The following is a 22,776-nucleotide window of genomic DNA, read 5'->3' as shown; positions in this document are numbered from 1 at the left end:
CACCGGACGCGTCCGCCGCCGCTAGTTGATGATCTCGCCCCGCTCGTCGTCCCGCAGCTCGGCCAGCCGGTCCCGCCACGCCTGCAGCGCCTCGGGCGCCAGCCGCGTCCAGTCGGTCACCTCGCCGACGATCCGCAGCGGGTCGCGGCTGCGGTAGGAGCGGGTCGGGTTGCCGGGGAACTTCTTGTCGGTGACATTGGGGTCGTTCTCGAAGGGGCCGGTCGGCTCGACGGCGTAGACGCGCGGCTCGGCGGGGCCGGGGGCGAGCTCGGCCGCGAGACCGGCGCCGTCGACGAGGGCGGTGAAGTAGACGTGGTTCATGGTGACGTCGGGGCGGTAGTTCGAGCGGAAGCCGGCGGTGAGCAGGTCGCCGGTGCGCAGATCGGCCTTGGTGCCGTGGAAGAACGGCCCCGCGTCCAGCACATCCGGCACGTCCGCCACGTCGTCTCGTCGGTCGTCCACGCAGCCACCCTAGACGGGCGGACTTGCCTACCCGTCCAGGTCCGGTGACACCACGATCACCAGCGTCAGCGGCCCGCCGAGATCGACGTCGACGTCCGTGATGTCGTCCGGGGGCGTGGGCAGGCCCACGACGTCGACGAGCTTCGGGTACTTGTCGGCCACCCACGCGTTCGCCTCGTCCGAGCCGGGCGGGATCGCGCGGTCGTAGACGACCTCGACCTGCTTGATCTGCTGGATCGGGAGCCCGGACCACCAGGTGCGCAGCTCGTCGGGGTTGGTCAGGGTGTCGTCGGCGAACTTCGCGTACCACGGGCTGATCTGCAGCTCCTCCAGCAGCCGTGCGAGGTCGTCGGACGTGCTGATGCCGTGCAGCCCGGCGCGCAGGCGCTCGCGCAGCTTGTAGCCGACGGCGACCATGATCGACGTGGAGCGGTCGACCGGGACGCCGATGGTGACGATGACGCCGTCCGTGGCCTCCGACTGCAGATCCGTGGGCGCGTTCGGCAGCACGAACGAGCGGTTGCCCGACTCGTCGATGAGATCCGAGACTGCGCCGACGGCGGTGGCGAGCCGGCCGCCCTCGACGGTCGCGCTCTCGCCGGTCCCCCATCGGGCGCTGAACGACAGGGCCAGGCGCTCGCCGCGGTCGGCGGCCGACCAGGCGGCGCGCAGGTCCGGCACCGACGAGTGGATCGCGGTCGCGCCCTCCTCGAACTCGACCATGCCGACGTTCTGCGGCGGGTAGCGCTTGAGGATCCGCTCCAGCACGCCGGTCGAGCCCGTCACCTCCCCCAGCGGTACGGCGACCACCGCGTGCAGCCACCGGTAGCGGAGCAGTCGGGTGGGCTGGGGCGTGACGACCGGCTCGCCGCAGTCGATGGTCCGGCGCCGGTGGAACATCACCCAGTCCGTGCGGGTCGTGATCACGTCCGTCGACGCGGCCTCCGGCAGCAGCCGGCGGCGCGCCTGGTCGGGGAAGTCGAGGTCGCGGCGCAGCGTCGCGAGCGCGGTCCCGAGGACGTCGATCACCGACGTCGCGACGTCGCGACCGGGCGTCCCGAGGTCGAGCACGCCGGCGCCCTCGTCCAGCGTCACCGCGGCGATCGGGCTCTTCAGGTCGGCGGCGCTCGACCTCATCGCGAGGAAGGCGCCGGCCGTCGTACCCCGACCGATCCGGCCCTCCACCCGCCGCGGCGAGCCGCTGTCGGAGAAGGCCGCGCTGAGCACGATCGGGCGGTCCGCGTCGGGGACGGTGAGGCTGAGGTCCGCGGCGAGCAGGTGGGCGCCGGCGGCGCTCGCCGACAGCCGCCACACGATCGTCGAGCCCCGTACGTCGCGCGGCCCCGGCCCCGCGTCGGTCGCCGTGACGACGTCGAGAGCGCCGTCGAGCGCGGTCTCGATCCGCACGCCACCACCCGGCTCGTCGACCCGGCTGCGGACGGTCAGCGTCCCGGTGAGGCCGACGTCGGTGAGCGAGGGATCCGTCCGCGCCCGCGAGTACGTCGTGACGCGCGCCCGCAGGGTCGTCGTACCGCCGACCTCGAGCCGGTCGAGCGGCGCCGCCGTCTCGAGGTCGACCCACGCGACCATCGGCCGGCGCTCGTCGGGCGCGAGCGGGTGCTCCTCGGCCACGTCCCCGACGAGCCGGGCCCGGGCGAGACTGCCCTCGCGCAGCACGCGGAAGGTGTTGTCGAGTCGGTAGGCGCCGAGCGTCGACGACGACTCGCGGTGCACGTCCGGGCTGACGTCCTCGGGCGCGGTGACAGCGGTGTTCATCGCGTCCGTGTAGTGCTCGATCCCCAGCTCCTGCGGGGCTTCTCCGTAGGCAGCGAGGGTCCACGACCAACCGGTGCCGACCTGGTTGCGCGCGACCGCCGACAGGCTGAGCGCCGCCGATCCGACCCGCGCGAGCCGGCCGCCGAGCAGCAGCGGGAGCAGGTCGAGGTGACCGGTGAAGGCGTGGTCCGCGGCGGCCTTGGCGAACCCGCCGCCCGGGACCAGGACGTCTACCTCCTCCAGCGCCTTGGGGTCGTCGATGCCCTGGGTGAGCGAGATCCGATCCATGTGCTGGGCCTCCTGGAAGGCCTCCGGGACGAAGTCCGGACGCACCGCACAGAAGCGCAGGTCGACGCCCGGCCCGAACCACGCACCGACCTGCTGCCGTACGTCGTGCTCCGGATCGACCGGCAGGTAGCCCGCCGACGGCGTCTCCACGATGCCGTGGTCGATGAGCAGCGAGCCGGACGGCGACAGCCGCGCCCCCGACAGCACGTCGCCCACGCGACCGCGCAGCTCGGCCAGCTTGGCCAGGATCGCGTCGTGCGCGTTGTCGTCGCCGATCTTGCCGAGCAGCGCGTGGACGTCGCCGAGCACGGTCCGCTCCGCAGCGCACGGGTCGCCGCCCTGGGTGGGCTCCGGGCCGCCCGGGACGCTCGCCAGCTGGCACTGGAACTGCAGCACCTGGGCCAGGAAGACGTCGAGCGGACGCATCGCCATCCGCCACTGCCAGGAGCGCTGCGGGGAGGTCTCGACGAGCTCGCGGCGCGCCGTCCAGTCGTCGACGAACGTCGTGAGGCCGCCGGCGCGGTCGAACACCGCGAGCGCGACCTCCTCGCCGCCGATCGGCTCGGCGCCGTGGCACCACACCGGCAGCCGCAGCCCGGCGCCGGAGATCATCGACGCCACCGCCCGCCGCTCCGCCGCGTAGTAGGCCGACGCGACCCGCGACTGCAGGTGCAGCCCGGTGAACGGCACGCGCACGCTCGTCGGCAGGCTCAGCGTGAGTGGGTGGACCCGGAAGCGCACGCCCTCGACGGCGACCGAGCGGTCGGCGTCGGTCGCGCAGGCGTCGCCGCAGAGCTGGCCGAAGCGCTCCTCCTCACCGCACAGCGCCTCCGCGGACGCGGCGGTCAGGACGTAGAGCGCGGTCGTCGCGACGGTGTGGTCGGGGCCCGCCGGCTGGTCCGGCGGGCAGGGCGCGAAGTCGGCGGCCCCCTTCGGCGTCGTGGCCGACGCCGGGTCGAACGCCCCGGTGGAGCGGGCGATCAGCTCGTCGATCGTGAGGTCCGTCGTCGACGGCAGGTAGACCACGCGACCGGACGGCGCGAGCGCGAGCCCGCCTCCGACGCGGATCCCGGCCGAGCCCGTCAGCTCGGCGTCGAAGCCGTTGACGACGCCGCTGCCGACGGCCTGGTTGGAGAGCGCGACCAGGTTGCGCACGTACTCCTGGTCCTGCCGGAAGCCCTCCGCGCGCAGGAAGCGCCCGTCGAACCACCACAGCCGGGTCAGCACGGTCGCCGGGTCGATGACGGTCACGCCACCGGACCCGCCGAGCATCTCCATCGGCGGCACCACGCCGCCGAGGTCGAGTCCGGCCCGATCGGCCCGCACCGCGGGAGCCGGGAGCGTCGCCCGGGCGCCGATCGTGGCCCGGGCGCCGTGGCACCCGCATCCGCTGGAGTATGAGGTCGGCATCCTTCAGCCCTCCTACGGCGTCGTGCCGGAGATCGTGAGCGCGGCATCGGCGCCGCTGGGGACGAGCGGATCGCCGACCACACCGCACAGGGGCGTGTCGTCGGCGGCGAGGACCGGCGTCGGACCGGTGCCGCGCGCCAGCACGCGCACGGGCCGCACCTTCACCGCGGACGCCAGGGTGAGCTTCACCGCGTTGCTCGCCGGGTCGAGCACGGCCTTGGTGACCGGGACGTCGACCCAGCCGTCGGCCTTCAGTGCCGACACCGTGAACGCCGCGGGCTGCACCGTCGCCGCGTTGACCGGGGCCGTGAACGCCAGACTGAGCTGGGTGCCGGCCAGTGCGGCGGAGCCGGCCACCGCCCGCAGGGTCTCTCCCCCGCCGCCCCCACCGCCGCCGCCCCCACCGCCGCCGTCGCCGGCATCGCCGGAGGCACAGCCGCAGAGCAGCTCCTGGACGGTGCGGGTGCGCACGTGCGCGGGCCGCACCAGCACGTCGACGGTCGTGCCGCCGGCGCCGCCAGTTCCGTCGGCGACCACGAGGCCGCCGTCCTTCTTGAGCAGCCGGACGTGCAGGTTGGCCAGCAGCACGCACCCGTCGCCCGCGAACGGCGACCAGGCCGGCGCGTCGGTCTCCGGCCGCAGCGCCGTGACGTCGGCCGCCGCGACCCGCCGGAACGACTCCGGGCACTGCGGATCGGCGAGCGCCGCCTGCACGACCGGATCGGTGACCGGCGCCTGCCCGAAGAGCTGGCGCAGCCGCGGATACTGCTCCGGCGGCTCCGCACGAGGGACGACGAGCCGCGGCCAGCCACGCTCGACCGCCCGCGAGTACGCCGTCTCCAGGCTCGCGCCGTCGCACGGATCGCTGATCGACGGCACCGGCCGGTCGAGGCAGCTGTCGTGGCACAGCTCGACCTGGAGGTCGAAGACCACCTGGTCGGCGTTCTCGTCGACGGTCAGGTCCTCGGGCCGGCGCTCGGCGTACCAGGCGGTGAGGTCGACGCACATCTCGCTGGTGACGATGAGCTCGCGGCCGTGGGCGTCGATGGCGAGGCCGGGGTGGACGACGACCTCGCCGTGGTCGGGCCGGACCTCGACGTCGAGCCCCCACACCACGCCCGTCCCGTGCAGCCAGGCGTTGTGGAGCCAGGTCTTGCCGCGGTGGTAGGCCTGCTCGGTCTCGAGGTCGTCGACGCCGAGCAGCATCCCGAAGTGATAGCGGTTGGACACGAACGGGTTCACCGGCAGCGTGACCTCGCCGCATCGGCCGGTGGTGACGGTCTCGGGCATCGTGGCTCCTCGGTGCCGTTCCTACAGTTCGGCGGGGGTCCGGCCGGAGGGTCCGTCGCCCCGCAGGTACGCCGCATTCCGGGCCGTCGCCGTCGCCGCGGCCGCCCGCTCGACCGCCGTCCGCTCGGCGAGCAGGCGGGCCACCACGAGGTCGCCGCGGCGCCGGCTGTCCCGGACGTCGAGCGCGGCCGCGAGGTCGTCGCAACTCTGGTCGACGGCCGTCACGAGAACGTTGCGGGCGCCGCCGTCGGCGAGCTCGGTGGCCGCGTCCTTGGCGGTCGCGAACGCGGCCAGCGCGTCCCAGACGCTCGGCGGGACCTCGACCTCCCAGCGGTCGAGCGCGTCGCGGGTCGCGGTGTCGTAGGCGTCGCGCGCGTTGGTCAGCGGCGTCTGGAGACCCGCGTCGGCGAGCGCGGCGCGGGCGGCGACGACATTGGCGTCGGCCTCGGGGTCGGCGTCGGGATCGGCGTCGAGGGCGGTCAGCAGCGCGTCGTCGACGGCGGCCTGCGCGGCGGCGACGGCGGCGGTCGCGGTCGCCAGGTCGGACTCCTTGGTCGCGGCGTCGACGGCGTCCGCGCGGTGGGTGGCGTCGAGCGCGGCCGACTGCGCGGCGGTGAGCGCGGGATGCGCGGCGACGGCGATGAACGCGTCGCGGGCGCTCGCGAGCCGGCCCGGCGAGCGGGAGACATAGGCCTCCAGCTTGGCGACGGCGTCGGTGAAGGCGGTCGTCGCGGCCGCCACCTCGGTGTCGATCTTGTGCGACACCTCGCCCCGGTCGCTGTACGTCGACTCGGCCTTGTCGAGCTGCCGTTCGGCGTCGGTCTCCACCGCGCGCGCCTCGACGATCCGGGCCTCGGCGCGAGTGCGGAGTGCGGTCGGCAGGAGCGCGTCGAGCTTGGTGTCGGCGGCGGTCAGGTCGGCGCCGCCCTCGACCGCGGCCGCGTCGGCGACGATCGTGTCGAGCGGGGGCGCCGTGAGCGCGGCCTTGAGCCGGTCGACGGCGTCCTGCTGCACCTGCGCCCAGCCGACGTGCGCGGTCGCGTCGGCGGCCGCCGCGTCGGCCCGGCCGAGCAGCGCGCCGAGCGAGGCGATCAGCGCCTCGTCGGTCGCGACCCGCTCGGCGGCGTACCGCTCGCTGACGACCAGTCCGCCCCGAATGACAAGGAGGTCGGCCAGCGCCGAGCCGCCCGCGCCGGCCTCGGCCGGGGTGTCGACGGCGCCGAGGCCCGCGCGGGCCTGGGCGATCGCGGTGTCATTGGCCGCGAGCGCCTGCCGCGCCACGCGCAGGTGCTGGACGCTGCCGAGCCGGCTCGGCCAGTCGCTCGGGGCGACCGAGTCCGGGTCGGGGTGCTGCAGGTCGCGCCGGGCCCGGACGTCGCCCAATTGCTGGCGGATCGCATCGGCCAGGTCGCCGTACTTGGTCCGCTGGGTGACGGCGCGGTCGTGAAGGTTGGTCGCCATGTCAGTTGCCTCCTGAGGACGTGACCGGGATGCGGGGTGCGCCGGGGAAGGTCCGGCCGGACTTGTCGTACTCGCGACGCAGCGCCTCGACGAGCATCGACTGGGTGATCTCGCGGCCGTGCTCGGCCGCGTGGAAGGCGGCGGAGAGGGCCGCATTGCGGATGACGCCGCCGCTGACGGCGTACGGCTCGGCGAGCTCGCGCGGGTCGACGTCGGCGGCGAGCGGGGCCTGGTCCGGGAGATGCGCGCGCCAGAGCCGCTCGCGCTCGGGGACCTCGGGGTCGTCGTACTCGATGATGACGTCGATACGTCGTACGAACGCCTCGTCGATATTGCTCCGCAGGTTGGTCGCGAGGACGACGAGGCCGTCGAACTCGTCGATCCGGCTCAGCAGGTAGGCCGTCTCGAGGTTCGCCCACCGCGCCTGTGCATCGCCCGCGTCGGTGCGGCGGCCGAAGATCGCGTCGGCCTCGTCGAAGAAGAGCACCGCCTGGCACAGCTCGGCGGCCTCGAACACCTCGCCGATGTTCTTCTCGGTCTCGCCGAGCCACTTCGAGACGAGCGCGGAGAGGTCGACGGAGAGCAGGTCGAGGCCCAGCTCGGCGGCGAGGATCTGCGCCGACAGCGTCTTGCCGGTGCCCGGCGGCCCGCTGAACAGCGCGCGGACGCCACGGACGCCGCCGACCCCGGCGAAGCCCCACTCGTGCAGGACCCGCACCTGGCCGCGCATCCGGTCGAGCAGCGAGGTCAGCAGGGCGTCATTGCGCTCGGTCGTGACGAGACGGGCGCGGCCGGTGGTCGGCGAGCTGCGGCGGACGCTCGCGGGAAGGCGGGCGTCGGAGCGGCGGCGGGCGCGACCGACGATCTGCGGGACGCCGAGGCTCTCGTGGCCGGTGCGGGCGGCGAGCCGGGCGTCCTCGACGGCGTGGGTCGCGGTCGCCGCGTCGACGCGGAGGACGCCGGCCAGCCGGCCGGACGCTCCGTTGAGCTCGGGGACGAGCGTCTGCCACATCCGCTGCTCGGCGCCGAGCGAGCGCGCGGCGACGCCGAGCTCGAGCACCGACCGCTCGTCGAGGACCGCGCCCGACCGGCCGAAGGGCACGCACACCACGACCGGACCGGGATGACGCGGGAGCGGCGGGCTCTCGCACGCGCCGGCCACGACCGGGACGACGCCGCGCGCGACGAGATGCGGGCCGACGGCCGGGGCCTCGAGCGCGGCAGGCGGCAGGACGACGGCGCGCCGTCCCGCGCGACCGAGCGCGCTGACGGCATGGGCGGCGAGGTCGGTGACGGTCCGGCCGCGCTCGGCGCTCAGCAGGACCAGGTGTGCCTGGTCGCGGTGGGCGAGGGTGGCCGCGACGAAGCGGTCCTCGGGGAAGTCCTCGGGGGCCATCACGGGGACCGGCATCGGCTCCACGCCGGCGGGCCAGGCGGTGCCGCCGCGGAGCAGGCTCCAGAGGCGGTCGGCGAGGTGGAGGCCGCGGTCCGGGAGGGGCGCCGCACCGGGGGCGAGGAGGAGGCCGTGCGTCACCAACGGCCCGGTCTCCAGCACCTCCCGCAGGTGCGCGCGCCCGCCGGCGTCGAGACCGAGAGTCGCGGCGACCGCGCCGATGGAGAGCCGCGACTCCCCCAGCGGATGGGCGCTGCGGGCGAGGCGGGCGAACGCCTCGTGCTCCTCGGGAAGCCCGGTGAGGACGAGCAGGTCGGCCTCGAAGGGCGAGAGCCCGTAGGCGTCGGCGAGCCGGTCGAGCACCTCGCTGCCGGCCCAGCCGGTCGCACGCAGGTCGGCGACCGCCTGGCGGCACGCGGCCGCGAGCTCGCCCGCGGCGAGCGCGGCGAAGGCGTCGGCGACGGGCGCGAGCCGGTCAGGCATAGCGGAACCTCACGCTCTCGCCGAGCCACGGGCACCAGCCCGGGTCGAGGTCGAGGCCTGCGGCGCGGACCACGGGGTCGACGTCGCGGAGGGCGTACCCGACCTCGAGCTCGCCGGGGTGGCGGTGGATCCGGGCGGTGCGCCGCCACAGGTCGTCCGGCGCGGGGACGTCGGTCCGGTGGGCGAAGCGCTCGGCCAGCCAGCCGGTGAGCACGGCCAGGGTCGCGGGGTCGGGCTCCTGCACGGGGTCGGGGTCGCGGGGATCGTCGTCGGTGAGGGCGCAGAGGAGCCGGACCGACGGGTCGTCGTACGGCGCGCCGGTGAACGCCGCGATCGCCAGCGCCAGCGCGGGCGCGTCGTCGGTTGGGACCAGGTCGAGCACCGGCAGCGCGTGGGCCAGGAACCAGACGCCGCCCCAGGCCGTGGGCTCGCCGTCGGGGTCGGGCTCGACCTCGAGGTCGGGCTCGGGCTCGGTGGTCACCGGGGCGAGCGCGGGGTCGGCCGGCGACGCGGCGAGGGCGGTGGCGACGGCCGCCACGAAGGACGGGTCGGCCGCGCGGCCCGGCGCGGCGGTGAGCGCGGCCAGGACGGCGAGGTCACGGTGGGCGGCGGCGGAGCAGTCCCGTGCTCCCCCGGGCAGGACGGCCGCCGCCCGCGCCGCGGCGGGGCTCACGACGGTCGCGGCCACGCCGGTGGAGCCCCCGAGACCCGCGGCGGACGCGATCCGTGCGGCCAGCGCGGCCAGCTCGGCCGGGGTGAGGACGCGGCCGAGGAGGTCCGGTCCGACCGCGCGCAGGACGCCGGGGACGAGCAGCGGCTCGGCGAGCAGCGCGGTGAGGACGTCGGTGCCGAGGCCGCACTGGCGCCAGGCCCAGAGGTGGCGGCGGTCGGCGAGGGCCGTTCGACGGACCAGGTCGACGAGGGCCTCGCCCCGGGTCGGGAAGACCACGACCTCGGGCTCGCTCCCGTCGCTCCGGTCGGCCGCGTCGGCGTGAGTGTCGGGGCGCTCGGCGGCCGGTGCCGCGTCGACCGGCTCCTCGGCCACCGACGGCGCGGCGGCGCGGCTGACGGGGCGGCCGGCGGGGTCGCTGACGGGTCGGGTGACGGGGCCGCTGGCGGGGCGGGCCGGCGCGTCGCCCCCGGCGCGATGGCGTGGGGCGGTGGCGGAGACGCCCGCGAGCGCCGCACGGACCGCCCCGGCGACCGCGTTCGCCCACGCCGCCGTCCAGGCCGCGACGGAGCCGTCGCCGAGGGTGACGTCGACGCGCACCTCCGGGATGCAGACGGCCCACACCCGGGCCAGCTCCGGTCCGGCCGCCGCCGCGAGCGCTTGGTCGAGCGCAGGGTCGAGCGCAGGGTCGAGCGCGCCGCCCGCGAGGTCGGCGAGGGCCCGGTCGAGCGCGAGCGAGTGCTCCGGCGTGACCTGGTGGTAGCGGGCGTGGAAGCGGCCGATCCGTACGTCGGTCATCGCGCTCACCCGACCCTCGTGAGCGGTCCGAGCAGCGGCAGCGTCGGCGGGCCGAGGATCGAGCGGCGGCCGAGGACGGTCTGGCCGGCGACGGCGCGCTCGAACGCGCCGGTCGGGCCGATCATGGTGGACAGGCCGAGGTGGGCGCCGTGGCCGATCCGCAGCCCGGCCTCGACGGTGCAGAGGTCGTAGGCGGTGTGGGCGGGACGCTCGGTGTCGAGCACGTGCCGGACGACGTCCTCCGCCTCCGCGCTCAGCGGCATCGGCACCAGGACGGTGAACCGGTGCGCGTGCCCGGCGTACGACGCGGACAGCCCGCGCAGCCGGAAGTGCTCCAGGATCACCGGCATCGGCAGCGCCGCGGCCGGGTCGCCGGCCCGCTCCCCGGCGAGGTAGAGCTGGAGGTAGCGGCCGAGGGCTCCGAGGGTGCCGCGCATCCGATACAGGGGCGCGATCTCCGCGACCAGCTGGCGGCGCGCGGCCTCGGCCCACCGGTCGTCGAGGACGAGCCCGAGGAAGGACGCGAGCCAGTCCAGCGCCTCGGCCGGCGTCCCGTGCGGGTCGAGGAGGATGTCACGGCAGCGCGCGCGCAGGTCGAGGTCGTGGAGGACGCCGTCGACGGTCGCGAGGTAGCGCTGCAGGAAGTCCGCCTGCGCCGGGTCCGCCGAGAACACCCCCGGCAGCCGCCGCATCAGGTGGTGGGCGGTGTGCTCGACCCGCAGCTCGTGCACGCGCGGCGTGCGGCGCTCGTTGCCGGTGAGCGCGACGGTCACCCACAGGTAGCGCCCGGGCGGCGCCATCGCCGGCGCCTCGAAGGTCGCGTAGCAGGAATCGCCCTGCCACCAGGGCGTGACCGGGTCGGGACGGCGGTGCAGCGGCTCGATCGCGTTGCCCGGGTGGAACACGAGGGGCGCGGCGTCGGGCTCCTCGGCGGTGGCGGTGGCGATGGACAGCGCCGTCCCGTCCGGCACCGATGCCTCGATGAGGACGCGACCCCAGCGGTTGCGAGGGGTCCCGCTGTCGAGGCGGTAGGTCGCGCACCCGCCGCGCAGCGCATAGGTGACGCGCACCCGGGCAGCGAGCCGGAATCCGGCCGCGGTGAAGTACCCGATCCGGCCGTCGCCGGTGACGCAGATGCCGCCCCCGTCGTAGCCGGTCGCGTCGAGGGGATGCTCGGGGCGCCAGTCCGCCGGCCCGGGCACGAACCGCCGTAGCAGCGCGCTCTCCCCCGGCCCGACGGCGCAGGGCGCGACGACCACGACGCCGTCCGGGTCGACGAGCAGGTCGGACGCGCCGCCGACGGCCAGCGGCGGGCGGCCGTCGGCGACCAGCCAGCTCTCCCCCGCAGCGTCGGTGGCGAGGACGACGGGCGTCCCGTCGTCCAGGACGGCGACCCGCCGCGCGACCGCGCCCGGCGGCAGCGTGAGCGGCACGTCCGTGGGCTCGCCGAGGGCCGAGAACCGCACCAGTCCGGCCGGTCCGAGCGCCGCGTAGACGAGTCCGCCGCGGGCGGCGAGCCCCGAGGCCACGCCGTGGAGCTGGATCCGGCGCAGCACCCGCCGCCCCCACAGGTCGATCACGATGACGGCCCGGGCAGCCCCGTCGGCGAGGAACATCCGGTCCTGCCCGTCGATCGCGATGCCGACCGGATCCAGCAGCGGCGCGGACGTGGCCGCCACGAAGTCGCCGCGCGACACGACCGGAGCCGGGGTTCCGCCCAGGAAGAGGGTCGGCTCGGGCAGCCGGGCATAGTCGAGTCCGCGATCCGTCGGGCCGACCACGAGCCGCTCGACGACCCCGTCGACCAGCCGGTGGATCCGGCACATCCGGTCGACGGCCAGGCCGCGCGCCGTACAGCCTCCGGGCGGGCTGGGCGGCGCCGGTGCGACGCTCCAGGCCAGCGTCAGCGCGCCGGTGCCGTCGACCGACGTGTCGGTGAGGACGCAGCGCTGCCACGCGTCCGGTCCCACGAGCGAGGCCGGACGTCCCTGCAGCGCGAGCGCGTCCACGTCAGCACACCTCCAGCGGCGACCGCACCGGTACGGCGGGCCCGGTCGGCGTCGGCGGGTCGACCACCTGCCCGGGCGGGAGCGCCTCGCCCTGGACGACCGTGACGGCCACCAGCTCGGGCACCTCCCACGCCTCGAGGTCGATCGACCGCGACAGCGGCTCGGACCAGACGCCGGGTGCGGTCTCCTCGGCGAGCCGGATGCCGACCAGGCAGCCGCTGCCCGGCATCGGCGACGGGGTCAGGTACTCCACGCCCTCGACCTGCAGCGCCGCCGCCTCCAGCTCGGGCGCGAACACGCGACGGCCGAGGGGCCACCCCCGCCCCGCCGGTCCGTACGGCGGGAGCGGCGCGAGCAGCTGTCGGAGCACCCGCTCGACCCAGCGTCGTACCGCCTCGGCGCCGTGGCCCGGCAGCACCGTGACGCCCACCGACACCGCGATCCGCCGGTAGGTCGGGGGGATCACGTGCAGCTCGGTGGTGACCAGCCGCCGGCAGTCGAGGTAGCGGCAGACCTGGTCGAGCAGCACCCGGTCGGGCCGCGGCGCGGTCGGGTGGGCGACGTCGACCCGGGGCCAGACGACCACCGACACGACCCCGGGGGCGGTCTCGTGCGGCGTCAGCGGGTGGAAGAGCGGCAGCACCTCGGCCCGCGCGACGCCGGCCCGCTCCGCCAGCTCGCGGAAGTCGGAGGCGGTCACGGCACGGTCACGGGTGCGGAACTCCGCGGGAATGCGGGCCATCGCGTCCGGCAGCCGCTCGGCGTCGGCGCCGCCGCGCATCGGCAGGTCGTTGACCACGGTCGCCTTCGGGCAGTCCGGCGCGGCCTTGATCGCCAGCGGACCGACATTGCCCGCGGCGCCGCCGCCGCTGCGGTAGGAACGCACCCGGATCCGCTCTCCCACCTGCCAGACCCGGCCGCGCCGGCCGTCGCCGCAGGAGACGGCACCGGACTCGCGGTCGACGACGACATGCCGGTCGTCGATGCCCGACGCGCGGAAGTCGTCGACGTGCTCCCACGTCACCCAGCGGCCCTGCTCCTCCACGTCGACGACCACATCGCCCAGGACGCCGGCATGGACCAGCGAGCGCGTCTGGCCGGGCTCCCCCGTGCCGACGCCGAGGAACTCCGCCGTCGAGGTCACCGACTGCTCGACCGCGGCCGCATTGACGACGACCGACTCGGCCGCCGGGATCGCACCGCCACCGGGGCGGAACACGCGCAGCCACGCGACGATCGTCCGCTGCAGCTCGGTGTCCTCGACCAGAGGCGGCTGGTCGCCGGCGCCGAGCGCCTCCGGGTCGGCGGGAACGTAGACGCCGATGTCGCTCAGGTCGGCCGGCAGCCGCAGCTCGACGACGCCCGGCCCCGTGAGCCCGGCAGTCGTGTCGCCGACGACGTCGAGCGCCCGCCAGATCGGGTCGGCTGTCGCGGGATCCGCCGCCCCCGCTACCGGTACGACGGTCGCGACCTGCCACTCCATCGGCGGCGACGGCGGCGCCTGCCCCTCGCCCGCGCACGGATCGAGCGCCCGCACCTGCATCGTCGGGACGTCGCTCTCGGGCACGAAGCCCAGCGTCACCCGGCCGCCGGCGAGCGCCGTCAGGTCGGGCAGCGCACTCGTCAGTGCGACATAGAGCGTGCCGTCGATCGACGTCGCCGGGTCGAGGACGTCGCCACCCGGCTTCATCGGCTCGTAGGCGCCCCAGCTGGTGCGGTAGGCACGGATCTCGGTCGTCGACGCGCCGACCGCGGCCGCCGCGCGGCCGACGTACTCGAGGGTCTCGCGGTCGAGTTCCTCGGTGACCGGCATCCGGATCGCGGCCCGCGCGCCGATCGGCCACGCGGTCACCTCCCGCAGCGTCTGGAAGGGCACGTCCCCCGCCAGCACGCGGGTGTGCTGCTCGACGAGCACGCCCGCCGGCTCCTTCGTCTCGAAGCGCACCAGCCCGGTCGCGGGGGTCGCCGGCAGCATCGGGATGCCGAGCAGGTCGAGGAAGGCGACCTTCGTCGCGTCGGGGATCTGGTTGAACCGGTAGAGGAGGTTCTCGCCCAGGAAGGCGAACAGCTCCAGCAGCGTGATGCCGGGATCGCTCGGGTTGTGGTCGGTCCACTCCGGCGCGAAGACCGGGATCCGGGCGACCAGCTCGTCGCGCAGCTGGGCGTAGGAGCGGTCGTCGAGCACGGGCGTGCGCAGCGGCATCTCAGACCTCCAGGTAGAACGGGTAGACGAGCGTCGCCTCGCTGCCGTCGAGCACGTGCTGGTAGCGGATCGCCAGGTGGATGAGCGAGGGGTCGTCGCCCGGGCTGGCGACGACCTGGTCGACCTTGATCCGCGGCTCGTACGCCGTGAGCGCGTCGGTCACCGCGCGCTCCAGCCGGCTGCGGGTCGCCACGGTGTTGGGCTCCATGAGGAACTGCCGCAACGGACAGCCGAAGCGCGGCCGCATGAGTCGCTCGCCGGGCTCGGTGCGCAGCACCAGCTCGATCGCCTGGCGCACCTTCTCCGCGCCGGAGCGGTACTGCACGTCGCCCCGCAGCAGGTCCGGGCGGACCGGGAACGCCGGGCCCCGGCCCAGGCGCCGCTCGACGACCGTCGGCTCGCTCATGGGTGCACCACCTCGTCGTACCGGACGCGGGCGGTGTAGGTCACCCCGCCCGCGAACACCGGGCTCGCCTCGAGCTCGGTCGCGCGGCCGTAGCCGTTGCGGATCGCCACCTGCAGCAGCGCGTTGGGCGAGAACAGCGGCGTGGCGCCGTCCATCAGGTGCGCGCCGACCTGCCAGGCCGGCGGCGTCGGCCCCAGCTCCGGGTCCACCGGGTCGAAGGCGTGCTTGAGCGCGTCGATCAGCTGGGCCGGGTCGGTGCCCGGCAGCACGTCGACGTCGACACCCGCCTTGAGCTTGATCTCCGGCGGTTGCACGTCGAGCGCCGCGCTGATCTCGCCCTCCACCTCGATCGAGGGCGGGATGCAGAACTTGAGCTTGAGCATCCACCACAGCCCGAACGCGAACATCACCACGGGCAGGAAGATGTTGAGCACGAAGAAGGCGATGATCGTGATCAGCGGGATCGAGAAGAAGCAGATCTGCGCCGGCCCCTTGCTCGCCCCCCTGGTCGGCGTCTTGCCGTCCTTGAGGAAGCGCAGCGTCGAGTTGGGCGGCGCGCTCATCCGCACCGAGGGCGGGGCGTCGCTCGCCTCGAGCTGGCGGAAGTCCGGGAGTCGCACCTCGGTCGGGCGCTGCGCGCAGCCCGCGGGGTCGTAGAAGGACGCGATCCGGAACGGCTGCGAGGCCTCCGACCAGACCAGGTCGCCGGGGCAGTCACCGTCCTTGGTGCGGGCGAAGACCCGGATCTCGTAGGTGTCCTCGTCGTTGAAGCGCGCCGCGCCGCGGTCGTCGACCTCGTCGCTGCTGGTCGGGACGACGGCGTAGTAGATCGTGCCGTCGTGCGCGGCATGGCCCGGATCGGTGGGATCGGGGGCGAGCCGCCGCATCGGGTAGGTGCGCTCGACGACCTCCTCGGGCGCGTCCGGCATCGCCACCCAGGCACCCATGCTGCCCTCTCCCAGCGGGGTCCAGCCCTCGGTGGTCTGCTCGATGCCGTTGCTCTCGGCCCAGGTGCGCAGCCGCCGGGTGTCGAGCTCGGCCTGCCGCGCCGCCGCCAGCAGCGCCGCCGGCCCCGACGCGACGCGGGCGCGCGCCTCGCTGCGGAACGGGTGCAGCACGCGCGACAGGTCGCGGGCGGCGGCGACGCCCGCCTTGGACTCGTTGAACTTGGCCTGCCGTACCAGGTGCGCCGCCTCGACCGCGAGCTCGGCGGGGACCTGCGCCCGGCGCCGCCGGACGACGAAGCCGACCTCGGCCACGCCGGCCGGGTCGACGCGCGGGAAGCCCGGCTGGTCGCAGTGCAGCTCGACGGCGACGACGTAGAAGCGCTGGTGCGCCGGCAGGAAGAGCTTGCGCATCCCGCTCGGGTGGGGCGTCAGCCGGGTGCTCGCGATCCATTTGCGCGTCGTCTTGCCGGGCACGGTGCCCTTGGGGATGGCGGTCACCTTCTGCAGGACGTCGACGGCCGGGTCGAACACCACCGATCGCTGCGGGTCGGCGAGGAAGTCCTTGACGAAGTCGGAGGTGACGAACTTGTGCAGCACCGGGCGCCCGGCCTCGGCGGCGCGCGCGGGGTCGGGGTGGGCGGCGAGGTCCCAGCGGTACCAGGGCGCCACCAGCCGCCAGGTGGACGTCGGCCGCACCGCGGTCGCGGCGGGCGTCGGCGTGGCCCCGGACGTCGTCGTGGACGTGGTCATGGTCGTGGTCGTGGTCATCGACGTGGTCGTGGTCATGGTCGTGGTCGTGGGCGTCATCGGGTCACCACACGTTCCCCGCACCCGGCGTGTACGACGGCGACACGACGCCCGCGTCCGCGATCAGCGTGGTGCACTCGACGATCCCGGTGAACCGGCTCATCGGCGCGTCGACGGTGACCATCGCGGCCGACACCTCGATCGTGCTGGCCGCCTCGATGCGGATCCCGCCCGCCATGTTCATGGTGATCGTGGATCCGCTCGCGCAGCGCACCTCGACGCTGCCCTGGCCGTCGTCGAGCACCAGGTGGTGCCCGCTCGGCGTCTCGACGGTGACCTTCACCGCGCCGGCCGTGTCGTCGAACTCGAGCCTGCTGCCCGCGCGGCTGCGGATCAGCCGCTTGTCGTTGCTGTTGCTGAACGACTCCGGCGCCGCCGCCTTTCCGTTCCACACCGCGCCCACGACGTACGGATGGTCGAGATAGCCGGCCTGGAAGCCCACCACCACGGTGGAGTCGACCTCGGGGAGCATCTGGAAGCCCTGGTCGTCGTCGGCGTACGGCGTGACGATCGTGGCCCACGCACGGGGCGGTCCGGAGCCGACGTCCGGCAGCCAGGGGAACTCGACCTCGATCCGCTGCCGGCCGTCCGGATCGCCCTGCAGCCCGGTCACCGTGGCCGGGTAGAGCCCGTGGAAGAGCTGACCCGGATGCTCGACGGCGTGCGCGCTCACGACGCCAGCTCCGGTCGCTCGGCGCGGAACCGGGTGCGGTAGCCGGTGGTCAGGTCATAGCTGTGCTGCGCGTAGGTGCACCGATAGCCCGCGCCCTCGAAGGGCCTGCCCACCCGGCGCAGGTCGAGCTTGGCGCCGGGCACGAGCTCGGGCGTGCCGCTCGTCGTCCCCTCGACGGTGACGAATCCCCTGGCCCGGCGGCGCATCTCGGCCTCCGCGTAGGCACGCGCGGTCGCGGAGGTGAGCGTGTCCCTCCGCGACCGCACGAGATCGGATTTGCTGAAGATGTCGCCGACGACGTCCGGCCCGAGCTTGCCGCCGCCGGCGACCTCGGCCTGCACGATCGCGACCTCGGCGTCGCCGGTGGCGGCCTCGACGGCCTTGTCGTCCCAGCCGCGGTAGGTCACCTTCGTGCGCTGGTGCGCGACGTCGGCCCGCAGCTCGGCGGCGATGAGCTCGTTGCCCTGCACCAGCGTGATCTCGGTGCCGGGGCGGTCGCCGCGCTCGGCGAGGTGGATCTTGTCGTCGTCGTCGGCCCACAGCTCGGCGTTGAGCCGCACCGCCCGCCCGCGCGCGAACGCCAGGTCGGACTCCTCCCACTGCTGCACGAGCGGGTTGGTCGGCCCGGTGACGCCGTGCGCCTCGAACGCGAGGCCGTGGGCCGAGGCCACCTCGCGGACGATGTCGGCGTCACTGAGGCTCTCGTAGCGGGCGGTGCGCTCGCTGATCCGCAGCTTCATCAGCGCGTCCTCGGCGTACAGGCTGACGATCGGCGGCCCGCCCTCGGTGAACCCGAGCTCGAGCGCCGACACGACGCCGTGGAAGATCTTCCGCTCCCCGCTGGGCGGGCCGATCGTGACGTCGAGCGTGCTGCCGAGGTGGACGATCTCGCCGTCCAGGTAGGAGAGATCGCCGGCGGAGCCGTCGCTCGCCGGACCGACCGCGTGCAGGTGGACCACGAGCGTGCGCAGCCCGAGCGTGCCCTCGCAGACGTCCATCCGGAGCAGGTCGCGGGCGAGCTCGCCGCGGTGGCGGTGGTCGACGGTGAAGATCGGGGCGTGCGAGGCGTAGGGGTGGGCGCCCGGCAGCGTGGTCAGCTCAGTCATCGATGCCCCCGGTCGCGGTGCGGGCCCGGTCGCGGGCGACCCGCTCGACGAGGGCGGCGACGCGCATCCGCTCCTCCCAGGCCGGCGTCTCCTGCTGGGCCGGCGCATCCGGTACGACGGGCGCGGCGGAGTGCACCTCCGACGTCACCTGTCCGATGTGGACGGTCATCCCAGGCTCCCCTCGACGTCGATGCCGGCCCGCAACGGCACGCCCGCACCGAAGGACGTCGCCCGCGCGTCGACGTGCGCCTCCGCTGACGCCGAGAACGCCCCCGACGCCGTGGCCGTGCCGCCGAAGCTCACGCGCGCCGCGTCGACGGCCGTGAGCGACAGCGTCGCCTGCTCCTGCGCGAACGCCAGCGTCGGCCCGCCCGCGGCCGAGAGCGCGAGACCCTGGTCGACACCGACCCCCGCCTCCAGTCCGAGCGAGGCGCCGACGGAGACGTCGAGACCGAGGTGGACGCCGGCGGAGACGCCCAGTCCGGCACCGGCGGACAGGTTGCTGTCGAAGCCGATCGTCATGCCCGCCTGCAGCTCGATGCCGCCGGAGACGTCGAGCGCGGCGCCGAGTCCCCGCCAGGCCTCGGGCGGCAGCCCGTTGCGCGCCATGAAGTCGGCCGCCGACTCGCCCGCCAGCGCGGCGGCCGCACGGTCGACCGGACCGTCGCTCGCGTCCTGGTTGGCGCCCGGGCCGGACTCCAGCGCCGCGAAGCGCGCGTCCTGCTCCTTGATCTGGACGCTCAGCTTGGAGCGCAGCGGCACGCCGTCCCGGGAGAAGAGGCTGAGCTCCTCGCTGAGGCTGTTCATGACGCCGGTCAGCTCGAAGGTGCCCCAGCGGAAGCGCACCCGCGGCGGCGCCTGCTTCGAGCTGGTGCCGCCGGGAAGCACGAACTGGCGCACCTTGTTGGTCCGCGTCCGTACGTCGACCGGGTTGCTGTTGGTGCCCTCCTCGGCCGTGTCGAACTGCAGGTCGAGGCTGAGCTGGGTGCTCGCGCTGCCGTTGTACTGCTGGGTCTGGCGCCCGCGCGACGTCCCGCCGTCGACGCTGTTGGTCATCTGCAGCTGCATCGTGGTCGGGTTGAACTGCACCGGGATGGTGTCGGTGGCCCGGTCGTTCTTGTCGAGCACCTGCAGCTCGGCCTTCACGAGCGCGCTCACGTCGTCCCCTCCAGGACGAGGCCCTCGTGCTGGAGGTGCAGCTCCTCGATGGCGACCTCACCGCTCTTGGCGTTGAGCGCCGGGCCGACGATCTTCGCCGGCAGCGCGCGCTGGAAGCGCCACACCGCCATCGTCGCGCCGGCCTGGTCCTGCACGCGGATCGTGCCGTTGTAGCGCCGCACCGGACGCACGCCCGCGACCACGTCCTGCAGCCACTGCCACATCTCCGACTCGGCGTCGCCGCCCGACGGACCGAACATGCCGCGCTTGCACACCAGCGGCTGGTACTTCGCCCGGCCGATCCACCGCACCGCGCCGTCGTTGCGGCCGCCCTCGGCGTACTCGCCGACGTCCATCTCGACCTCGAGGCCCGACACCTCCTGGAAGCCGCCGTCGCCCAGCTGCTGCGGGCCGTCGCCGGTCGCCCGGTCGAAGGTCACCTCGAACCGGAACGTCGTCAGCAGCCTGTCGTCGCGCGCCACGTCTCCCAGGTTCGGGGCGGGACGTCACGTGTGCGTCACCGATCGCGCGCCGCACGGTGACGGCCGCGTGACGTGCTCCGAGCAGGCTCGCCGCATGCGCCCGCTCGATCGCGCCGCCGCCGAGCGTGAGGCCGACGAGGCGGCCCACCGCCTGCGCGCACGGCGTACGCCGGCCGCGGTGCTCCGCGACGGCCCCGTGCCCGAGGCGGTGCGCGCGCCGGTCGAGGAGCTGACCGGCGCCGACCTCTCGCACGTCCGCTTCGACACCCACACCGACCCGTACACGGTGGCGGGACCCGACGGACTCGTCGCGGCGACCGACGGCGACACCGTCTACACCGGCCTCACCCACGCGATCGGCGACAGCCCGCTGGCCGGCCAGGTGGTCGCCCACGAGCTGGTCCACACCGCGCAGCTCAGCCAGGCGCCCGGCGGGAGGCGCCCCACGCACGGGGTCGCGCCGCTCAAGCTCGGCTTCTGCGGCGGCGGGTCCAAGGACCGGTTCGCGCTGCTGCGCTCGGGCAACCCGCTGACCGCGGCCGACGCGAAGTCCATCGTCTCCGCGTACGGCAAGCTCGGCGAGGCCGATCGCGACAAGGTCGTCGCCGAGTTCCACAAGACCGGCGACGCCCACAGCGGCATCCAGCGCCTGCTCGCCGCGCTCTCCCCCGCCGACCTCGAGGCCAGCCGCGACCTCGTCTCCGACCTGCAGGACCGGGTGCAGCGGCTCGCCGTCGAGGCCCGGGCCGGCAAGTCCCTGGCTCAGCTCGGCGCCGACGAGGGCGCGGCGATGAAGAAGGAGGCCGAGGCCGCGGCGCTCGCGCAGGCACAGGCCGACGCCGCCGCCAAGGGCCTGCCGCCACCGGCGACCGTCGGCGCGGGCGACGTCTCCAAGGCCCACGACGAGGAAACCAAGAAGACCAGCCCGATCCCCGCGACGGTCGTCAACGCGTGGGACGCGCTGAGCGCGGCCGACCAGTCCTCGTGGAACGCACGCGCCGCCGCCGTCATCGCCAAGGTCGTCACGGCCTGCAACAAGCTCGCGCCCGACCTCAAGGTCACCGCCGCCAACCTCACGTGGGCCCCACGCGAGGTGGCGGCCTTCGGAGCCAACGTCTACGCCTTCTCGGGCGACCCGATCAGCTTCGGGATGAGCTTCGTCGAGACCGCCGAGTCCGACCCCGAGTACGTCGTCCGGACCGTCGTGCACGAGCTCGCCGGCCACCCGTCGTTCGTCAAGCGCTACCAGAGCGCGGAGGCCGTCATCTACGCCGAGGCGCACAAGGCCGAGCCGTCGCTCGGCGCACCCTGGGACACCTCCGAGGAGAAGAACACCTTCGGCTACATCGGCACCGAGATCTACGCGGCCCTGCGTGAGGTGCCCTTCGAGAAGCCGCTGTCGGCGGCCGACGCCGCGAAGGGCCTGGTCACCGGCATCACCCCGGCCGACAACATCGACAACAAGATCAGCCTGGTGAAGACGAAGTTCACCCTCCCGACCGGCATCGCGATCGTGCAGGGTCTCTACGAGCGCTTCCGGATCGACCCGCGGGTGACGTCGGCCGCGCTCGCCCTCTTCGTGACGAAGGTCGAGAAGTACTTCGGGAAGGTGCTGAAGACATGAGCGAGATGACCGTCGAGCACGCCGTCGCGCTGCTGCGCAGCACGCATCCGCCGGACATCGAGGCGGCCGAGAGCTGGTTGACCGCCCACCCAGAGGCCGCCGTACCGGCCCTGGTGGAGGCGCTGCACACGCCGTCGGCGCAGGCTGCCGCGGTGCTGCTCGGCGCGATCGGGGACGACGGCCAGATCGCCGCCCTCGTCGCGGCTCACCGCCGCGGCGGTGAGGGCCTGCGCAGCGCCGTCGAGCGCGGCCTGCGGCGCAACGGTTCCGCGGCGGCACTCGCCGCGCTGCGCTCGCTCGACGACCCGGCGGATGGGTAGGGTCGCCATCGTGAGCGATGCCGGCTACGCCGCCAGCGAGCGCGACTTCTTCCGCGGTCGCGTCGACCTCGCGTTCACCGGACCGCTCCCGGCGGCCTGGGAGGCCCGCAAGGCCGCCCTCGACGCGATCTCCGCCGCGCAGTGGGCAGCGGGCGCCGACCCGCGCGATCCCGGCCTGGCCGACTCGGTCCGCGATCTCGGCCAGCTCGGCGTCGTCCTGCTCGAGTCGCTGCGCGGCCGCTCGGCGGAGGTGCCCTACCGCGGCGACCTCCTCACCGCGCCGCCCGGCCTGAGCCCCGGCGAGCTCGACGCCGGCCTGTGGGCACGCTGCCTGCTCGCCGCCACCGCCGCGCAGGACGCGGCCGCCGCCGTCCGGCTCTCGCGGGTGCGCTTCGACGCGTTCGTGCCCGGCGGCGCGCCCGGCCAGGCCGACCTGGCCCGCGCGATCGCCACGATCTGGGTCGGCGACGGCGACATCGGCGGGGCCGTCGTCGCCGCGCTCGAGCAGACCGACCCCGACCGGCTGTCCGGGCACGATGCCGACGCGGCGCTCGACCTCGTGGTCCCGCAGGCCGCCGTCCTCGACCGGATGGCGTCCGGCGAGCCCGCCGACGCACTGCTGGTCGAGGCCGCCGACGACTACGCCGCCCACTGGTCAGGCCACACGCCCGAGGTGTTCCTCGACATCGAGCTGTGCGGCATCGCCGTGCTGGCCCGGCTGCTCGGGCGCGCCGGCGACGTGCGGCACGCCGTCCTCGCGCCGGCGCTGACGGCGGCCGACCCGGCGCGCATCATCGCCTGCCCGGTGTGCGCCGAGCCCTTCGACGAGGCCGAGCGCACCTGCGTGTGGTGCGCGAGCGACCTCACCGCCGACGCGCCCCTCGAGCTCGCGCTCGACGACTGGCTCGGCGACCTGCTCGGCGGGCGCCGGGTGCCGTGCGGGCACTGCGGCGCGCTGCGGCACCCGCTCGCGGTGCGCTGCTGGTCCTGCGGCGAGCGCTGAGCCCGCC

The 22,776-nt window shown here is 74.8% G+C and carries 18 protein-coding genes; 3 read left to right on the top strand and 15 right to left on the bottom strand.

Features of this window, described 5'->3' with window-relative positions:
* Nucleotides 1-21: 21 nt before the first annotated feature.
* The 15 genes from arr to AB4880_RS04095 are packed head-to-tail and all read right to left on the bottom strand — an operon-like array spanning nucleotide 22 to nucleotide 19,822.
* Nucleotides 22-462 carry an NAD(+)--rifampin ADP-ribosyltransferase gene (arr, locus tag AB4880_RS04165; protein WP_367917943.1) on the bottom strand — a complete coding sequence of 147 codons (441 nt, stop codon included), beginning with the start codon at nucleotides 460-462 and terminating at the stop codon, nucleotides 22-24.
* A gap of 27 nt (nucleotides 463-489) precedes the next feature.
* Nucleotides 490-3,936: a hypothetical protein gene (locus AB4880_RS04160; RefSeq protein WP_367917942.1), complete on the bottom strand. Its 3,447-nt coding sequence runs from the start codon at nucleotides 3,934-3,936 to the stop codon at nucleotides 490-492.
* A 12-nt stretch (nucleotides 3,937-3,948) separates the two neighbouring features.
* Nucleotides 3,949-5,226 carry a hypothetical protein gene (locus AB4880_RS04155; protein ID WP_367917941.1) on the bottom strand — a complete coding sequence of 426 codons (1,278 nt, stop codon included), beginning with the start codon at nucleotides 5,224-5,226 and terminating at the stop codon, nucleotides 3,949-3,951.
* Between the two features lie 21 nt (nucleotides 5,227-5,247).
* Nucleotides 5,248-6,687 (bottom strand): hypothetical protein, encoded by a 1,440-nt coding sequence (locus AB4880_RS04150; protein ID WP_367917940.1) that lies wholly within the window; start codon nucleotides 6,685-6,687, stop codon nucleotides 5,248-5,250.
* 1 nt (nucleotide 6,688) lies between these two features.
* The gene (locus AB4880_RS04145) at nucleotides 6,689-8,563 is read right to left on the bottom strand and encodes an ATP-binding protein (protein ID WP_367917939.1); all 1,875 of its coding nucleotides are present in this window, start codon (nucleotides 8,561-8,563) and stop codon (nucleotides 6,689-6,691) included.
* Nucleotides 8,556-10,040, bottom strand: a complete 1,485-nt coding sequence (locus AB4880_RS04140; RefSeq protein ID WP_367917938.1) for a hypothetical protein — start codon at nucleotides 10,038-10,040, stop codon at nucleotides 8,556-8,558. Before AB4880_RS04140 ends, AB4880_RS04145 begins: the two co-directional genes overlap by 8 nt.
* The gene (locus AB4880_RS04135) at nucleotides 10,037-12,040 is read right to left on the bottom strand and encodes a phage tail protein (protein WP_367917937.1); all 2,004 of its coding nucleotides are present in this window, start codon (nucleotides 12,038-12,040) and stop codon (nucleotides 10,037-10,039) included. Before AB4880_RS04135 ends, AB4880_RS04140 begins: the two co-directional genes overlap by 4 nt.
* 1 nt (nucleotide 12,041) lies before the next feature.
* Nucleotides 12,042-14,243: a putative baseplate assembly protein gene (locus tag AB4880_RS04130; protein ID WP_367917936.1), complete on the bottom strand. Its 2,202-nt coding sequence runs from the start codon at nucleotides 14,241-14,243 to the stop codon at nucleotides 12,042-12,044.
* A gap of 1 nt (nucleotide 14,244) precedes the next feature.
* The gene (locus tag AB4880_RS04125) at nucleotides 14,245-14,649 is read right to left on the bottom strand and encodes a GPW/gp25 family protein (RefSeq protein WP_367917935.1); all 405 of its coding nucleotides are present in this window, start codon (nucleotides 14,647-14,649) and stop codon (nucleotides 14,245-14,247) included.
* Nucleotides 14,646-16,403: a hypothetical protein gene (locus tag AB4880_RS04120; protein ID WP_367917934.1), complete on the bottom strand. Its 1,758-nt coding sequence runs from the start codon at nucleotides 16,401-16,403 to the stop codon at nucleotides 14,646-14,648. The genes AB4880_RS04125 and AB4880_RS04120 overlap by 4 nt, the downstream gene beginning before the upstream one ends.
* A gap of 4 nt (nucleotides 16,404-16,407) precedes the next feature.
* Nucleotides 16,408-17,076, bottom strand: a complete 669-nt coding sequence (locus AB4880_RS04115; RefSeq protein ID WP_367917933.1) for a phage baseplate assembly protein V — start codon at nucleotides 17,074-17,076, stop codon at nucleotides 16,408-16,410.
* Entirely contained in the window at nucleotides 17,073-18,182 is a 1,110-nt protein-coding gene (locus AB4880_RS04110; RefSeq protein WP_367917932.1) for a phage late control D family protein, read from the bottom strand. The genes AB4880_RS04115 and AB4880_RS04110 overlap by 4 nt, the downstream gene beginning before the upstream one ends.
* Nucleotides 18,175-18,351 (bottom strand): hypothetical protein, encoded by a 177-nt coding sequence (locus AB4880_RS04105; protein WP_367917931.1) that lies wholly within the window; start codon nucleotides 18,349-18,351, stop codon nucleotides 18,175-18,177. The genes AB4880_RS04110 and AB4880_RS04105 overlap by 8 nt, the downstream gene beginning before the upstream one ends.
* Nucleotides 18,348-19,340: a CIS tube protein gene (locus tag AB4880_RS04100; RefSeq protein ID WP_367917930.1), complete on the bottom strand. Its 993-nt coding sequence runs from the start codon at nucleotides 19,338-19,340 to the stop codon at nucleotides 18,348-18,350. Before AB4880_RS04100 ends, AB4880_RS04105 begins: the two co-directional genes overlap by 4 nt.
* Entirely contained in the window at nucleotides 19,337-19,822 is a 486-nt protein-coding gene (locus tag AB4880_RS04095) for a phage tail protein (protein ID WP_367917929.1), read from the bottom strand. The genes AB4880_RS04100 and AB4880_RS04095 overlap by 4 nt, the downstream gene beginning before the upstream one ends.
* 94 nt (nucleotides 19,823-19,916) lie before the next feature.
* On the opposite strand from AB4880_RS04095, the gene AB4880_RS04090 reads away from it, so the two are divergent.
* The 3 genes from AB4880_RS04090 to AB4880_RS04080 are packed head-to-tail and all read left to right on the top strand — an operon-like array spanning nucleotide 19,917 to nucleotide 22,769.
* Nucleotides 19,917-21,446: an eCIS core domain-containing protein gene (locus tag AB4880_RS04090; RefSeq protein WP_367917928.1), complete on the top strand. Its 1,530-nt coding sequence runs from the start codon at nucleotides 19,917-19,919 to the stop codon at nucleotides 21,444-21,446.
* Complete coding sequence (locus AB4880_RS04085) at nucleotides 21,443-21,766, top strand: hypothetical protein (RefSeq protein WP_367917927.1); 324 nt, start codon at nucleotides 21,443-21,445, stop codon at nucleotides 21,764-21,766. The genes AB4880_RS04090 and AB4880_RS04085 overlap by 4 nt, the downstream gene beginning before the upstream one ends.
* A gap of 10 nt (nucleotides 21,767-21,776) precedes the next feature.
* On the top strand, nucleotides 21,777-22,769 hold the full coding sequence (locus AB4880_RS04080) for a hypothetical protein (protein WP_367917926.1): 993 nt from the start codon (nucleotides 21,777-21,779) through the stop codon (nucleotides 22,767-22,769).
* Nucleotides 22,770-22,776 lie beyond the last annotated feature (7 nt).

The organism is Nocardioides ginsengisoli (genome assembly GCF_039537225.1).
GTDB lineage: Bacteria > Actinomycetota > Actinomycetes > Propionibacteriales > Nocardioidaceae > Nocardioides > Nocardioides ginsengisoli.
This window is presented reverse-complemented; position numbering and strand designations above follow the sequence as displayed.

Coding starts and splice junctions, on each gene's coding strand:
- AB4880_RS04160 (WP_367917942.1), bottom strand. CDS start 3,936: ATGCCGACCTCATACTCCAGCGGATGCGGGTGCCACGGCGCCCGGGCC.
- AB4880_RS04155 (WP_367917941.1), bottom strand. CDS start 5,226: ATGCCCGAGACCGTCACCACCGGCCGATGCGGCGAGGTCACGCTGCCG.
- AB4880_RS04150 (WP_367917940.1), bottom strand. CDS start 6,687: ATGGCGACCAACCTTCACGACCGCGCCGTCACCCAGCGGACCAAGTAC.
- AB4880_RS04145 (WP_367917939.1), bottom strand. CDS start 8,563: ATGCCTGACCGGCTCGCGCCCGTCGCCGACGCCTTCGCCGCGCTCGCC.
- AB4880_RS04130 (WP_367917936.1), bottom strand. CDS start 14,243: ATGCCGCTGCGCACGCCCGTGCTCGACGACCGCTCCTACGCCCAGCTG.
- AB4880_RS04125 (WP_367917935.1), bottom strand. CDS start 14,649: ATGAGCGAGCCGACGGTCGTCGAGCGGCGCCTGGGCCGGGGCCCGGCG.
- AB4880_RS04120 (WP_367917934.1), bottom strand. CDS start 16,403: ATGACGCCCACGACCACGACCATGACCACGACCACGTCGATGACCACG.
- AB4880_RS04110 (WP_367917932.1), bottom strand. CDS start 18,182: ATGACTGAGCTGACCACGCTGCCGGGCGCCCACCCCTACGCCTCGCAC.
- AB4880_RS04105 (WP_367917931.1), bottom strand. CDS start 18,351: ATGACCGTCCACATCGGACAGGTGACGTCGGAGGTGCACTCCGCCGCG.
- AB4880_RS04090 (WP_367917928.1), top strand. CDS start 19,917: ATGCGCCCGCTCGATCGCGCCGCCGCCGAGCGTGAGGCCGACGAGGCG.
- AB4880_RS04085 (WP_367917927.1), top strand. CDS start 21,443: ATGAGCGAGATGACCGTCGAGCACGCCGTCGCGCTGCTGCGCAGCACG.